The sequence below is a fragment of the Microbacterium jejuense genome, from assembly GCF_039544225.1.
GTDB lineage: Bacteria > Actinomycetota > Actinomycetes > Actinomycetales > Microbacteriaceae > Microbacterium > Microbacterium jejuense.
This window is the reverse complement of record NZ_BAABLG010000001.1, coordinates 187239-201214: the sequence shown is the minus strand read 5'-3', so window position 1 is coordinate 201214 and position 13976 is coordinate 187239. Positions and strand designations below refer to the sequence as shown.

Annotated in this window: 12 protein-coding genes; 4 read left to right on the top strand and 8 right to left on the bottom strand. The window is 70.9% G+C overall.

Translation table 11 applies throughout. The features are described from left to right. Positions 1–28: 28 nt before the first annotated feature. The 5 genes from ABEA46_RS00920 to ABEA46_RS00900 all read right to left on the bottom strand — a co-directional run bounded on the left by ABEA46_RS00920 (position 29) and on the right by ABEA46_RS00900 (position 6132). A complete protein-coding gene (locus tag ABEA46_RS00920) occupies positions 29–739 on the bottom strand; it encodes a ferredoxin-NADPH reductase (protein ID WP_345542430.1) in 711 nt (236 codons plus the stop codon). A gap of 4 nt (positions 740–743) precedes the next feature. Next, the gene (locus ABEA46_RS00915; protein WP_345542429.1) at positions 744–1706 is read right to left on the bottom strand and encodes a carbohydrate ABC transporter permease; all 963 of its coding nucleotides are present in this window, start codon (positions 1704–1706) and stop codon (positions 744–746) included. Then, positions 1706–2638, bottom strand: a complete 933-nt coding sequence (locus tag ABEA46_RS00910; RefSeq protein WP_345542428.1) for a carbohydrate ABC transporter permease — start codon at positions 2636–2638, stop codon at positions 1706–1708. Before ABEA46_RS00910 ends, ABEA46_RS00915 begins: the two co-directional genes overlap by 1 nt. Before the next feature lie 142 nt (positions 2639–2780). Then, positions 2781–4088 carry an ABC transporter substrate-binding protein gene (locus ABEA46_RS00905; protein ID WP_345542427.1) on the bottom strand — a complete coding sequence of 436 codons (1308 nt, stop codon included), beginning with the start codon at positions 4086–4088 and terminating at the stop codon, positions 2781–2783. 49 nt (positions 4089–4137) lie between these two features. After that, the gene (locus ABEA46_RS00900) at positions 4138–6132 is read right to left on the bottom strand and encodes a DUF2264 domain-containing protein (protein ID WP_345542426.1); all 1995 of its coding nucleotides are present in this window, start codon (positions 6130–6132) and stop codon (positions 4138–4140) included. Positions 6133–6312: 180 nt separating this feature from the next. Between ABEA46_RS00900 and ABEA46_RS00895 the strand changes: the two genes are divergently transcribed. Both ABEA46_RS00895 and ABEA46_RS00890 read left to right on the top strand, forming a co-directional pair. After that, complete coding sequence (locus tag ABEA46_RS00895; RefSeq protein WP_345542741.1) at positions 6313–8433, top strand: heparinase II/III domain-containing protein; 2121 nt, start codon at positions 6313–6315, stop codon at positions 8431–8433. Next, complete coding sequence (locus tag ABEA46_RS00890; protein WP_345542425.1) at positions 8433–9539, top strand: substrate-binding domain-containing protein; 1107 nt, start codon at positions 8433–8435, stop codon at positions 9537–9539. The genes ABEA46_RS00895 and ABEA46_RS00890 overlap by 1 nt, the downstream gene beginning before the upstream one ends. A gap of 6 nt (positions 9540–9545) precedes the next feature. Here the strand turns inward: ABEA46_RS00890 and ABEA46_RS00885 are convergent, their stop codons facing one another. The 3 genes from ABEA46_RS00885 to ABEA46_RS00875 are packed head-to-tail and all read right to left on the bottom strand — an operon-like array spanning position 9546 to position 12720. Further along, complete coding sequence (locus ABEA46_RS00885) at positions 9546–10529, bottom strand: Gfo/Idh/MocA family protein (protein WP_345542424.1); 984 nt, start codon at positions 10527–10529, stop codon at positions 9546–9548. 20 nt (positions 10530–10549) lie between these two features. After that, entirely contained in the window at positions 10550–11452 is a 903-nt protein-coding gene (locus ABEA46_RS00880; protein WP_345542423.1) for an EamA family transporter, read from the bottom strand. Beyond that, positions 11449–12720, bottom strand: coding sequence for a serine hydrolase domain-containing protein (locus tag ABEA46_RS00875; protein ID WP_345542740.1), 1272 nt, complete (start codon positions 12718–12720; stop codon positions 11449–11451). The genes ABEA46_RS00880 and ABEA46_RS00875 overlap by 4 nt, the downstream gene beginning before the upstream one ends. An 80-nt stretch (positions 12721–12800) precedes the next feature. Between ABEA46_RS00875 and ABEA46_RS00870 the strand changes: the two genes are divergently transcribed. Continuing rightward, positions 12801–13127 (top strand): DUF2470 domain-containing protein, encoded by a 327-nt coding sequence (locus ABEA46_RS00870; RefSeq protein WP_345542422.1) that lies wholly within the window; start codon positions 12801–12803, stop codon positions 13125–13127. Positions 13128–13190: 63 nt separating this feature from the next. After that, a complete protein-coding gene (locus ABEA46_RS00865) occupies positions 13191–13844 on the top strand; it encodes a biliverdin-producing heme oxygenase (protein ID WP_345542421.1) in 654 nt (217 codons plus the stop codon). Positions 13845–13976: the final 132 nt, after the last annotated feature.

Below are 13976 nucleotides of genomic sequence, written 5' to 3'. Positions count from 1 at the left end.
GAGATATGAACGGGATCGGATGCCGCGGCTACGCGCGCGCCGGCACCGGTTCGTCGAGATCGAGCACAGGTCGGAGGATGAAGCGGGAGTTGGTCCACGCGAGATAGAGCGCCGCGGACGCCGTCAGCCCGAGGCCGAGCGCCGGCGCGGTGGCGAACACCGCGGCCTGCACGCCGAACGCGATGAGCGACACGATGGTCAGGTACCAGCGACGCAGGCCCAGGTGCAGGCTCGCCCGCAGCACGTCCCGGAACCGCGCCTGCGGCACCTCGGCGAACGCGACGAGCGACAGCAGACCGACGCCGATCGCGAGGAGGCCGAGAACCCCGAGCAGCGGAACGGTGATCACGGCCGCCGGCGAGGGCGCCAGCATCCGCACATCCACCAGCAGCACCACGACCACCGCCGTGACGGCCGCGCCGATGACCAGCGCACGCCACCAGGTCTCGCGCAGGCCCGCGACGAACCCGCCGATCGGGCCGAGCCCGCCCGCGCCGTGCTCGCGGAACGCGCGGAACGCGGCGGCGACGCCCGGCGCCGCCAGGGGCGCCGCGATCGCCAGCAGCGGCCACGAGTAGGCGGGATCCGTCGTCACGAGCAGCGCCACGAGCGGCAGGCACGAGATGACCAGCAGCAGGTTGGCGATCAGCCCGAGGTAGATCATCCCGATGAGCGACGCCCACGACTCGTGCGAGACCAGTCCGTTGAGCTTGGCGAGGACGCCGTCGTTCTTCTTCATGAGGTCAGCCCTTCAGCCCGCTCGTCGCGATGCCCTCGACGAAGTACTTCTGGCCGAGCAGGAAGATGACCGCGATCGGGACCACCGAGATGGTCAGGCCGGCGAACAGCAGGGCGTAGTTCGTGTCGAACAGGTTCGAGACGAAGCCCTTCAGACCCAGCTGGATCGTCCACAGGTCGGGGTTGCGCAGGTAGATGAGCGGTCCGAGGTAGTCGTTCCAGGTGGCGACGAAGGTCAGCAGCGTCAGCGACGCGAGCGCAGGCACCGACAGCGGCAGCATGATCTTGCGCCAGATCGCGTACTCGCTGAGGCCGTCCAGGCGTGCGGCCTCCGACAGCTCCTCGGGGATCGTCTCGTAGAACTGCTTCATCAGGAACACGCCGAACGCGCCGAACGCCTGCAGCAGGATGATCGACCACAGGGTGTTCGACACCTTGAAGTTCGACAGCATGATGAACTGCGGGATCATGTACGACTGCCACGGCACGGCGATCGTGCCGACGTAGAGCAGGAACAGCACGTCGCGACCGCGGAACTTCATGCGGGCGAAGCCATATGCCGCGAACGAGCCGGTCAGCACCTGCAGGAAGGTGACGACCACCGCGAGGAACAGCGTGTTGCGGATCCAGACCAGCATGTTCGACTGCGTCCAGATGTCGATGTAGTTCTGCCACACCCACGTCTCGGGGAGCCACTTGATCGGCACCGAGAAGACCTCGTTCGAAGACTTGAACGAGCTCAGCACCATCCACACGAACGGCGTCAGCAGCCCGATCGCGAAGATGACGAGGGCGATGTACATCAGGATGCGGCCGATCCGGCGTCCGGGGGTCAGCCGCTCGCCGTCCGCGTCGCGCTTGGCCGGCTTGCCGTCGGCGAGCCGGCGGAGGCTGCGCACCGCCGCGGTAGGGGGCGTGAAGTCCGAGACCAGGCGGTCGGCGGCGTCCTTCTCGAGCTGCTCGGCCATCACTTGTTCCCCCTCTTGTTCCACAGGAACTGGATGATCGTGACGATGATGCACATGAAGAACAGCACCACCGCGGCGGCCGACGCGTAGCCGAACTGGCTCTCTTCGAAGCCCTTGCGGTAGATGAACTGCGACATCACGAGCGTCGCCTGGCCGGGACCGCCGTCGGTCATGACGAGGATCAGATCGAAGATCTTGAACGAGTTGATCGTCAGCATGACGGTGACGAAGAACATCGTGGGCCGCAGCGACGGGAGGGTCACGTTCGTGAACCGCTGCCACGTGTTGGCGCCGTCCATGCGGGCCGCCTCATGCAGCTCGCGCGGCACGGTCTGCAGGCCGGCGAGGAACAGGATCATGTAGTAGCCCATGTCGCGCCACGTCGACACGATCACGACGGCAGGCATCGCCCACTGCGGCGACGTGAGCCATCCGGGCGGGTTCTGGATGCCGATGAACTTGAGGAACTCGTTGATCGGACCGTACTCGGGGCTGAAGAGCAGGTTCCACACCACCGCGATCGCGACGATCGACGTGATGTACGGGAAGAAGGCGGCGGTGCGGAAGAACGCGACGCCGCGGAGCTTGTTGTTGAGCAGCAGCGCGAGACCCAGCGAGACGACGATCGTCAGCGGGATGTGCATCACCGAGTAGTAGAGGGTGTTGACGACCGAGGTGCGGAAGCTGCCGTCGCCCATGAGGCGGGTGAAGTTCGCGAGGCCGATGAAGTCGGCCTTGCCGAAGACGTTCCAGTTCGTGAACGCCATGTAGAAGAGGATGACGATCGGCACGAGCGTGAGCACGCCGAAGCCGATGAAGTTGGGGAGGATGAAGCTCCACCCGATGAGGGTGTTGCGCAGGCGCAGCTTCGAGCGCCGGCGGGGCGAAGGCGGCGGTGCGGTACCGGCCTCGGTGGCGGTGATGGTCGCCATGGCGGATCTCCAGGGGCCTGTCGGGAAGGGGTTGCTGGTGCGGTGCCCGGCCTGCCCGCGGGGAGCGGGCCGGGCACCGGGTCTCAGGTCTTCGACAGGGCTCGGGGCTCAGGGGCTCCCGAGCCCTGTCGAAGGAGCGGGATCAGTCGGTGCCGACCTCGTTGGCGACGCGGTCCTGCGCCTCCTTGATGGCGTCGGCCGGCGACTGCGAGCCCGACATGATCGCGGTGTGCATGTCGCCGAGGATGCCCTGGATCGCCGCGGCCTTGTCAGAGGTCGGGTTCTCGGGGTGGACCTCGTGCGTCGAGTACGCGAACTTCGACAGGTCGTCGGTGGGAGCGCCGTCGACCGAGAAGTACGTGTCGACGACCGCGTCGGTCAGCAGCGCCGGGGTGATGCCGATGCCCGCGAGCACCTGGGCGCCCTCTTCACCGGCGGCGAAGGCGAGGAAGTCCTTCGCGGCGGCGACCTTGGACTTGTCGATCGCGGCGTTGATGCCGAGACCGGTCGGGTCGCCGAAGGTCACCGGGGTGTTGTCGAGACCCGTGGTCTTGGACGACTCCTGCGGGATGGGCGCGATGCCCCAGTCGAACGTGTCGGCGTCGCCCGACGCCTGCTGCGCGATCAGCGTCGCGACGAACCACGTGCCCATGGGCAGCATGGCGGCGTTCTGCTTGCCGAACTCGCCCTGGTAGGTGAGCTGGTTGGCCTTGGCGGTGTTGAAGTCGACCTGGTCGCCGGCGGCCTGCATTGCGAGCTGACGCTCGTAGAAGGGCTCCATGTAGTCGTACTTGCCCTTGAGGATGTCACTGTCGGTCTGCGCGTTGGCGAAGCCCTGGACGGTCGACTGCCAGTTGTGCAGGTACGCACCCTTGGCGGCGCTGCCCGCAGCGGTAAGGCCCGTGGTCAGCGCGTCGGCGGCGTCGGCGTAGTCGTCCCACGTCCAGCTGCCGTCGGGGTAGTCGACGCCCGCCTGGTCGAACAGCGCCTTGTTGTAGTACAGGACCCACGAGTCGTTGCGGTAGGGGACCGCGTAGGCGGTGCCGTCGACCTCGTACGACTTCGCGCCGCTGATGCCGTCGGGAAGCTTCACGTCCGACACGTCGAGCAGCTGGCCGCCGTTCACGAAGGTCGGAACGAACTTGACCTCCTTCTGCGTGATGATGTCGGGGGCCGAGCCTGCCGCGAGGTCGGCGGTGACGAGGGTGTTGTACTCGGCCGCGTCGTAGCCCTTGAGCTCGACCGTGACGTCAGGGTTCTTCTCGTGGTACGCGTCCGCCAGCTTCTGGAACTCGGGCGTGGTGTCAAGGCTCCAGCCCGACATCGTGAGCGTGACCGGACCCGACGACTCCTCGGGCGCAGCGGCGTCGTCGCCGCTGCTGCTGCAGCCGGCGAGGGCGAGCGTGGCGACCACGGCGATGCCGGCCGCGGCAGCGTATGAGCGCTTCATACTGGGGGTACTCCTTTGTGATTGCGGACCCTTCCTCGGGCCCATCGGGTTACCGGTTGGCGTGGGACGCGTCGCCGGGGTGCGCGAGGCGACTGGTGGTCGCCGTCCCGTCCGGCCAGGTGACCGTGACGGTGGTGTCGCCGGCGTCCGTGCGGACGTCGACTGTCGCATCGCCGGACGATGCGAGATCTGCGGCTGTGAGCTCGACGAGCGTGGCGATCCACGCACCGGGCTCGACCGGGTAGGTCACGACCGGCACGATCGCGACGGGTCCGAGCGGGCTGGCGTCGAAGCGCTCCTCGAACGCGCCGACGCCCTCGCCGAGGACCGAGTGGATGCCCGAGGCCAGGCTGTCGGCGACCGCCGAGGCCGAGGCATCCCGAGCCTCTCCCGACACCGTGGCGGCGGCGAGCGCCCAGCCGCCGACCCGCAGGTGCAGCGCGCCGGCGTCGACACCGGACTGGAGGGAGTCGACGCGCGTGAGGCGCACCTCCCACGGGCCGCGCAGGAGGGAGTGGACGGTCACGACGCCCGCGAGCTCGACGTCGCCGTCCAGGCCCGAGCCGTGCCGGTGGGCCGCCGGGCGCGGGGTGATCCAGTGGGCCCGCGAGACGGACGCGGCGATCGCGACGCTGGCGGGGCCCTCGCCGTCGACACGCACGTCGATGAGCTCCATGGCGGCGCGGTGCGTGGCGCGACCGGTCTCGTCGACGAGCGCGACGGACTGCTCCAGCGGCTCGTGCCAGGCGGCCTGGTTCGCGAGCGGGCTCGTGGCGGTCGAGTAGCCGATGCGGGCGTACAGCGGCGAGTCGCCGACGAGGGCGCCGTCGGCGGCGTGGTCGCTGCCGTGGTTGGCGATGCGCACGATGCCGTCGGCCGCGGTGCCCGACACGGCCCAGCCGGCGGAGCGGACGACGCGGACGTCGTCACCGGTCTCGACCGGCAGCGGCTCGGACGCGGCGGCCCACACCGGGTGGTCGGCGGGCAGCGAGATGCCGAGCAGGCCCTTGACGGCCCAGTACGGCGAGCCGGGACCCGAGTACGACTGGGCGAGCTCGCGCCACTCGTGGTGCCAGCCCATCGTGAGCACGCCGTCCTCGCCGGGCGCGTCGTGCGCGACGAAGTGCGCGACCACGGCGTTCGCGGCGCGGCGCAGCTGTCCGAGCGGCACCGAGGGGACCTCGGCGATCGCGCCGACCCAGAACGGGGCCGCGGCGGCGAAGCGGTAGATGAGGCTGCGGCCCTGGATGAGCGGCGAGCCGTCCGCGCCGACGAGCGCGACGGCGTCCTGCAGGAAGCGGTCCAGGCGCACGATGTCGCCGGGGGTGCGGCCACCCGCGAGTTCGCCGGCGCCCTGCATCCGCGACCACAGCACAGGGTAGGTGTGCAGGGCCCACCCGACGTAGTGGTCGTACGAGCGCTCGAACCCGTCCGAGATCCAGCCGTCCTCGCGCACGAGTGAGTCGTGCAGGGCGAGGTCGTCGGCGACGTCCTGCGCCGACCACGGGCCGCCCACCGAGCGCAGGAAGGTCTGCACCACGACGCGGAACCACAGCCAGTTGGTCTTCGGGTAAGTGGTGTCGCCCACGACGGGGGCGAGGTAGTCGATGACGCGCTGCTGGGTGACGGCGTCGAGGCGGTCCCAGATCCAGGGGCGCGTCATGTCGAGCACGAGCGCGAGCGACGCGGCCTCGACCTTGGCCTGCGCGTGCTCGTCGAGCCGCACCCAGCGATCGGCGGCATCCGGGTCGACACCGGTGACGATGCCCTGCCGGTAGAAGTCGGCGAGTGCCTCGGTGCCTTCGCCTCGGGCGCCCGCGATGCGGAAGCCGGCGAGCAGGAACGTGCGGGCGAAGCCTTCGAGGCCGTCGACGTCGTGGCCGTAGCCGCCCTCGGCGCCGGGGAAGTGGATGCGGCCGTGACCGGGCGACGCGTACGAGCGGGCGGTGTCGAGCAGGTGATCTGCGAAGGCGAGCCATTCGTCGCGGGTCCAGTCGGCTGCCGCGGCGGTGCGTGCGGATGTGCCGTGGTGCTGGACCGTCACTGGGATCTCCCTTGATCGATTTGTCGCCGCCCGCCCTCCGTGGAAGGCGAACGTTTTGGACTGTAGCAATCCATTTCGTTCATTGCAAGACTGTTTTGGATTCGTTATGATCGTTTATGATCGCTTTGGTGGTGAGTACGCCACGATCGGTGAATCGATGAGGAGGATCCCTTGACCGCGATGGTCCCCACGCCCGCACCAGCTGCATCCCCCGCTTTCGCGGGCCGCCTGGCCGGGACGTACCACCGGCAGGCCGGGACGGATGCGGCCGGTTTCGCGTCGGCCCTGGCGGGTCTGCTGGCAGGGCCGGCCCACGCCCTGCCGGTGCCTCCGGCCGAAGACCGGGCGGTCTGGGGTCCGGGCGGCACGGCCGACGCCGAGTCGATCCGCGGCATCTTGGAGCGCGCACAGGCCGACCTCGATCAGCCGTGGCCGGTGCCGCTCGCCTCTGCGGCCGCGCGGCTTCACGACGACGGCGACCGCGCCGGCTGGGAGGCCGTGCTCTACGAGCGCCAGCGCCGCCTGTCGCGCGCCGCCGTGGCCGCCGCGTTCTACGCCGACACCCCCGTTGTTCGTTCGTCACCTGTGCACGCGGATCCCGCCGTTCAGCGCGCACAGGTGACGAACGAACGGGAAGAGCTGGGCGCACGGTTCCTCGCCGAGGCGCTCGACGGCGTGTGGCTGTTCTGCGAGCAGAGCTCGTGGTGCTGGCCCGCGCACGATGACGCGTTCCGCGTCCACGGCTCGGTGCTGCCCGTGGTCACCTCCCCGTACCTCGATCTCGGCGCCGGCGAGGTGGTGAGCCTGCTCGCCTGGGTCGACCAGCTGATCGGCGACCGCCTCGAGGCGCGGTACCCCGGCATCCGCTCGCGGGTGCGTCACGAGGCGCGCATCCGCATCTTCGAGCCGTTCACGCAGCGACGGGACTGGCATTGGCTCGGCCTGGACGGCGACGTGCACAACTGGAACCCGTGGATCCACGGCAACGTGCTCGTCGCGGCGCTGCGCCTGCTCGACGACCCGGCCGAGGCCGACGAGCGCGCCGCGGTCGTCGCGCTCGCACTGGAGGGCATCGACCGCTACGTGTCGGTGCTGCCCGAGGACGGCGCGATCGACGAGGGCTACGCGTACTGGTGGAACGGCGCCTGCCGCGCACTGGAGGCCCTCGACGTCGTGCGCCACGCCACCGGGGGAGTGCTCGACGCCTCGAGCATCACCGCGCTGCGCGAGACCGTCGCGTTCCCCCACCGCATGCACCTCGGCGGCGACTGGTACCTGAACCTCGCCGACGGTCAGGCCCGGGTCTCGGCCGCCCAGCCGTGGCACGCCCTGCATCGCGCCGCGCTCGCGGCGGGGGATCGGGATGCCGCGGCCCACGCCGCCTCGCACCGCTGGGTCGAGTCCCCCGAGTTCGGCGGCACGCCGGCGGCCATCGAGCACCCCGGCTTCGGGCGGCTGCTGCGCGGCATCACCGACCAGGACTGGATCGCCGCCGAGCCCACGGCGTCGTCGTTCCCCGGCGTTGTGTGGCTGCCCTCGACCGAGGTGCTGGTCGCCCGCTCGCACGCCGGCACGCCGCACGGCCTCACGATGGCCGTCAAGGGCGGGCACAACGGCGAGCACCACAACCACAACGACGTCGGATCGTTCATCGTCACGTCCGACGGTGTTCCGGTGGTGGTGGATGCCGGGCGCCCGACGTACACGCTGCAGACCTTCGGCCCCGACCGCTACGACATCTGGACCATGCAGAGCGGCTGGCACAACGTGCCCGTGATCGACGGCCGGGAGCAGCCTCCCGGCGCCGGGTTCGCGGCATCCGGGGTCTCGGTCTCGATCGGGGATGACGCGGAGTTCTCGGCCGAGCTTTCGGGCGCGTACCCCGGCGTGGGCCCGTGGCGCCGTACCGTGCGGCTGGACCGTGCGGCACAGCAGGTGGTCGTGTCGGATGCGTGGACCCCCGCGCCGTCCACACCCCCGGTCTTTGAGCGAGCGAAGCGAGACGAAACGCCTGCGCCGACGAGGGACTCCGTACGCCGCACCGAGGTGCGCCTGCTGCTGGCCGGCGACGTGCGGCAGGAGGGCGCCTCGGTCGTCGTGACGCCGCTCGACGGCGCGACCCCGGTGCGCATCGCGTGGCCGGAAGGCGTCGAGGCGTCGCTCGTCGTGCGCGAGCTCGACGATCCGGTGCTGACGAGCGTGTGGGGCGACAAGCTCACGCGCCTCGATCTCGACGTCACGTCCCGTGACGACATCGCCGTCACGGTAGAACTGGACCAGACGAACGCGGAGGACGCCTGATGACCGACCAGACCCCGGCACTGCTGGCCGCCGAGCGGCGCGCCCACGTGCTGGCCTCGCTCGAGCGCGACGGCGCCGTGCGGGTCGCTCAGCTGATGGACGAGCTCGGCGTCGCCCCGGTCACGCTGCGGCGCGACCTCGCGCAGATGGAGCGCGAAGGCCTGCTGGTGCGCGTGCACGGCGGCGCCGTGCCCACCGCCGGCTCCCTCGAAGACCTCGAGGCCGGAGCCGTCGCCGCCGTCACACGGGCGGGCTCGATCGCCATGCTCGTTCCCTCGCTGACGTTCTACTACCCCACTGTGGTGCGCGGCGCCGAGGCTGAGGCGGCCCGGCGCGGCATGCACGTCGTCGTTCGCGGCGCTTCGTACGAGCTGCAGGACGAGCGGCCTGTGCTCGAGCGCCTCGTGCACACCGAGGGCGTGCGAGGTCTCATCCTCGCGCCGAACACCGACACCCCGCACGCACAGGACGTCGTGCAGTGGCTCGCCGAGTGCGGCGTGCCGAACGTCCTGGTCGAGCGCGACGCCGTCGTGCTGCCCGAGGGCAGCCCGGTCGAGAACGTCACGACCGACCACGCGCTCGGCGCGGTGCTCGCCGCGCGGCACCTCGCCTCGCTCGGCCACCGCCGCGTCGGGCTCATCATCGCCCGGGACTCGCCCACGTCACGCAAGATCGCCGCCGGCTGGCACGCCGCGTGCGCCGAGCTCGGGCTGACACCGGCCGATCAGTTCGAGACCAGCCTTCCGCCGCGCACCAGCCCGGACTTCTCCGCCGTCGTGGACTCCACGCTCGACGCCGCACTGTCGAACGGCGTGACCGCGATCCTCGTGCACTCCGACCCCGAGGCCATGGCGTTCGTCGATCTGGCCCTCAACCGGGGCATCTCGGTGCCCGCCGACCTGTCGGTCGTCGCCTACGACGACGAGGTGGCCGAGATCTTCACACCCCCGCTGACAGCCGTCGCCCCGCCCCGTCACGAGGTCGGCCGCGCCGCCGTCGACCTCGTCGCGCGCCGCCTCGAAGACCCGACGCGCCCCGTGCATCGCGTCGTGCTGAACCCGACGCTCAACGTCCGGGGCTCGACCGCCCCGCCGCGGGGTGCCTGACCTCGCTCAGCCCGCGAGCGCAGCCTCGCGCCAGTCCGTCAGCACCCGCGCCGCCGCCAGCGTGTGCGCCCACGGCATCTGCGGCACCTCGAGACGTCCATCGGCGAGTGCGAGCGACAGCGCGTCGGCCTCGGCGGCCATCGGCTGCACGGTGGGCACCTCGATGACCCGCTCCGAGCCGCGACGGCGCACCATCAGGCTCGACGGGCTCTCGACCCGGCTTCCCCACACCTTCGGGAGCACCACCTCGCCATCGGCGAACCGCAGGACTGCGGTGTCGGACAGGCTCTCGACGACGGAGGTCGCGATCGTCGCGCTGACGGCGCCGAACCCGAGCTCGACCGACGCGGTGCCGTCCACCCCGGCGACGAGCTCCGCCTCGAACCGGCGGTACTGCGGCGCATCGATCGGCTGCCCCGCCGCCGCGGCGAGATCGATCGCCAGCGCCAGCGGGTAGCAGCCGACGTCGAGGATCGCGCCGCCGGCCAGCGCCGGGTCGAACACGCGCCCGGTGCGCGTCTTCGCGGCAGACCCGCGGGCCGCCTGGATGTGCTGCAGGGCGCCGAGATCGCCGCCCGCGGCGAGGTCGCGCAGTGTCTGGGCGAACGGACCGAATCGCGTCTTGAACGCCTCGAGGAACGGGCGCCCCGCCCGCGCGGCGGCAGCGAGGATCCGCTCCACCTCGACGAGCGTGGGGCTCGCCGGCTTCTCGCACAGCACGGCCTTGCCCGCTGCGACGGCGCGGATCGCGAGGTCTGCGTGCGTGGTGTGGACGGTGCCGATGTACACCGCGTCGACGTCCTCGCGCGCGAGGATCTCGTCGTACGTCCCCGCAGCGCGGGCCCCGTGTTCTCGGGCGAACGCCTCGGCGCGTTCCCGCGACGAGCTGCCCACGGCGTGCAGCATCCCGTACTTCGAAGCGGCGAGCCCCACGGCGAAGTCCCGGCTGATCACTCCGGGCCCGAGCACGGCCCACCTCGTCGGCGTCATGGCCCGATGCTATCCAGGCGTCAGGCGATCGGCTCGGCGGCCTCGCGTGCGGCCCGGGCCGACGAGCGCACGGCGCCGATGCTCGCCGCGATGACCAGCGCGATGCCGGTGATCTCGAGCCACGTCATGTGCTGCCCGAGGAAGATGAAGCCGGCCAGCGATGCCGTCGCGGGTGCGAGGCTCATCAGGATCGCGAAGGCGGCGGCCGGCAGACGGCGCAGCGCGATCAGCTCCAACGCGTACGGGATGGTCGACGACAGCACCGCGACGGCGGCGCCGAGGGCGACGATCTCGATCCGCAGCAGGGCGGTGCCGGCATCCACGATCCCGAAGGGCAGCGAGAGCAGCGCGCCCACGGTCATCGCCAGCGCCAGCCCGTCGAGCTTGGGGAACGCCCGGCCGACCCGCGCCGAGGCGAGGATGTAGAACGCCCAGCTGCCCGCCGCGCCGAGCGCGAACAGCACACCGAGCGGATCGAGGCGGTCCCACCCGCCGCCGCCCAGGGCCACGACGCCGGCCAGCGCCAGCAGCGCCCACAGCCATGCCGACGCGCGTCGCGCCGCGACGATCGACAGCACGAGCGGTCCGAGCACCTCGATCGTCACCGTCACGCCGAGGGGCAGGCGCTCCAGCGCGAGGTAGAACAGGCTGTTCATCAGCGCCAGCACGAGGCCGAACAGGGCCACCGACGTCCAGTCGCGCCGTGAGTGCCCGCGCACGCGCGGCCGCGCGATGAGCAGCAGCACGATCGCCGAGAACACCAGGCGCAGCATGACCATGCCCAGCGGCCCGACCGCGGGGAACAGCAGCACCGCGAGCGACGCGCCGACCTCTTGGCAAGCGAGGCCCGCGATCACGAGCAGGATCGCAGGCGTCGTCCCTCGCCGCGCGCCGGACGGCGCGGTGCCCGAAGCCGTCGTCACTCGGAGGCCGGCGGCGTGCACACCGCGAGCGACGCGATGGCCTCACCGAACTGCTCAGCCGTCCACGGCAGGCCCGCCTCGGGGGCGGTCTCACCCTTGGCCGCGGGGGCCTTCGAGGCGATCGCGGCCAGCTGCCAGGCGAGATACTCGGCGACGTGGCCGTCGCCGGCGGAGTTGTTCAGCACGACGGCGACGGTGAGCCCGGTCTTGGGGTCGGCGAACGCGGCGGTCAGGTAGCCGGGCACCTTGCCGAACTGGCCGATCAGCGACCCGGCGAGCAGCGCCCCGCCGTCGGCGGTGTACCAGGAGGGGGCGTCGGCCGCGACGGGCAGGCCGTTCGCGAACCGCTTGTCGTCGTCCACCAGGGATCCGCTCGCGAGCGCCTGCACATAGCGGCCGAGATCGCGGATGTCGGTGATGACCCCCGAGTCGGTGAACCCTCCCGAGGACGACGCCCCGGTGAGGTCGAGGGGCTCGGCGCAGTCGAGCACCCCCTCGGCGTTCGGCATCGACTGCCCGCCGCGCAGCACGGCCGACGAGGGCAGATCGCTCAGCGCCGTGGCGGCGAGCCCCAGCGGACCGGTCACGTACGTCCGCAGGACGTCGGCGGCCGAGAGTCCGGTGGCCCGCTCCAGCGCGAGGCCGAGCAGCACGTACCCGGCGTCGGAGTCCTTGTACGCGTCGCCCGGGGGGCTCGTTCGCGGCTCGCCGAGCCCGAAGCTCGCGAGGTACCGCGGATCCCACTGCCGCTGGGGGTTCGAGAGCCACGAGCCGTACAGCTGGTCGGAGTACGAGCCGATGCCCGATGTGCCGTCGCACAGCTCGAGCAGCGTGACCGACCCCAGGTCGGGAACGCCCGACACGTACGCCGAGACGGGGTCGTCGAGCGTGACCTTGCCGGCGTCGGCCGCTTCGTACAGGGCGTCGCAGATCATCGGGCGCGTCAGCTTTCCGGCGCGGAAGACCTGATCGGCCTTGACGTCGCCCCCGCCGCCGGGCTTCTGCGTGCCGAGCCCGTCGACCCACGTGCCGCTCCAGGGCGCCCACACGCCGACGATCGCGCCGGAGGAGCCCGAGGAGCCCATCGCCGCCGTGACGGCGCTCTTGAGGTCTTTGACGGTGCCGTCAGGGAAGGCCGTGTCGACCTGCGCCGGCACATCGGGGTCGGCGGCCGCGCTGCCGAACGAGCAGCCCGAAAGCATCAGTGCCGACATGACGGCACCCACGATCACCGCGCTGGCGCGGCGACGGTTGGAGCGGGTCCGCATGCTCACCCCCCGATGATCGTGCAATGCATTCAAACACACCAGAGTGATCGGTGCCGCACGGCGGTCCGTAGGGTGTGAGTATGACCCACGGATTCGACGACGCGGCGCTGGCCGGAGTGCTCGGCCACATGAACGGCGACCACGGCGACGACAACCTGCTGATCGCCCGCGCTTTCCTCCCCGAGACCGGATCGGTGGATGCCGTCGTCACGGCGTCCACGATGACCGGCTTCGACGGCGCCGCCGGCGTGTGGCAGGCGACGCTCTCCGACGGCTCGACGGTCGATGTCACGGTGCCGTGGCCGTCGGGGCCCATCTCGGAGCGGCCCGAGGTGCGCCGCGAGATCGTCGCGCTGTACGACGAGGCGTGCCGGCGGCTGGGGATCGAGCCGCGCCCGCACGCGTGACTCGCGACGACTTCCCGGGAAACTGATAGTTAGGTTGCCCTTATCTTCAGTTAGCATGAAGGTATGAGCGACCTGATCCCGTTCTCCACCGCGCTTCGCGAGCGGTCCAGCCGTTCCCACTCGTCGAGCGAGCACGCCGGCTTCATGGCCGACCTGATGAAGGGCGAGGGCACGCGCGAGGACTACATCGCGCTCGTCGTGCAGCACTGGTTCATCTACGAGGCGCTCGAGCGCACCGCGGCCCAGATGCGCAACGACCCGGTCGCCGCCGTCTTCATCACCGACAAGCTCACCCGGCTGCCCGCGCTCGAGGCCGACCTCGAGTTCCTCGTCGGACCCGACTGGCGCGAGCGCATCGAGCCGCTGCCCACGACGCAGCGCTACGTCGACCGCATCAACGAGGTCGGCGCGACGTGGGCGGGCGGCTTCGTCGCGCACCACTACACCCGCTACCTCGGCGACCTGTCGGGCGGCCAGTTCATCGGGCGCCTGATGGCCCGCCGCTTCGGCTTCGAGACCAACGGCATCGGCTTCTACGTCTTCGAGGACATCGCCGACCCCAAGGCGTTCAAGGACGTCTACCGCGAGCAGCTCGACGCCGCCCCGTGGGATGCCGTCGAGCAGGAGCGCGTGATCGACGAGGTGCTGCTGGCCTACCGCTTCAACACCGAGCTGTTCGAGGATCTCGCTGCCGCCAAGGCGACGCAGGTCGCCTGATCCCAGGTGCGGTCCCCGCTCCCACCCGCTCGTTGAGCGAGCGGAGCGAGACGAAACGCCGCACGCCGCCCATCAGACCCGGCCACCCGCGCGACGTACGCGTCGGGCCGGGTACTCGAGAGCGTCTGACGA

Bases quoted from the DNA above. Each gene is read 5' to 3' on its own strand.
- ABEA46_RS00895 (WP_345542741.1), top strand. From the start codon at position 6,313: ATGGTCCCCACGCCCGCACCAGCTGCATCCCCCGCTTTCGCGGGCCGC.
- ABEA46_RS00870 (WP_345542422.1), top strand. From the start codon at position 12,801: ATGACCCACGGATTCGACGACGCGGCGCTGGCCGGAGTGCTCGGCCAC.
- ABEA46_RS00875 (WP_345542740.1), bottom strand. From the start codon at position 12,720: ATGCGGACCCGCTCCAACCGTCGCCGCGCCAGCGCGGTGATCGTGGGT.
- ABEA46_RS00905 (WP_345542427.1), bottom strand. From the start codon at position 4,088: ATGAAGCGCTCATACGCTGCCGCGGCCGGCATCGCCGTGGTCGCCACG.
- ABEA46_RS00865 (WP_345542421.1), top strand. From the start codon at position 13,191: ATGAGCGACCTGATCCCGTTCTCCACCGCGCTTCGCGAGCGGTCCAGC.
- ABEA46_RS00910 (WP_345542428.1), bottom strand. From the start codon at position 2,638: ATGGCGACCATCACCGCCACCGAGGCCGGTACCGCACCGCCGCCTTCG.
- ABEA46_RS00885 (WP_345542424.1), bottom strand. From the start codon at position 10,529: ATGACGCCGACGAGGTGGGCCGTGCTCGGGCCCGGAGTGATCAGCCGG.
- ABEA46_RS00920 (WP_345542430.1), bottom strand. From the start codon at position 739: ATGAAGAAGAACGACGGCGTCCTCGCCAAGCTCAACGGACTGGTCTCG.
- ABEA46_RS00890 (WP_345542425.1), top strand. From the start codon at position 8,433: ATGACCGACCAGACCCCGGCACTGCTGGCCGCCGAGCGGCGCGCCCAC.
- ABEA46_RS00915 (WP_345542429.1), bottom strand. From the start codon at position 1,706: ATGGCCGAGCAGCTCGAGAAGGACGCCGCCGACCGCCTGGTCTCGGAC.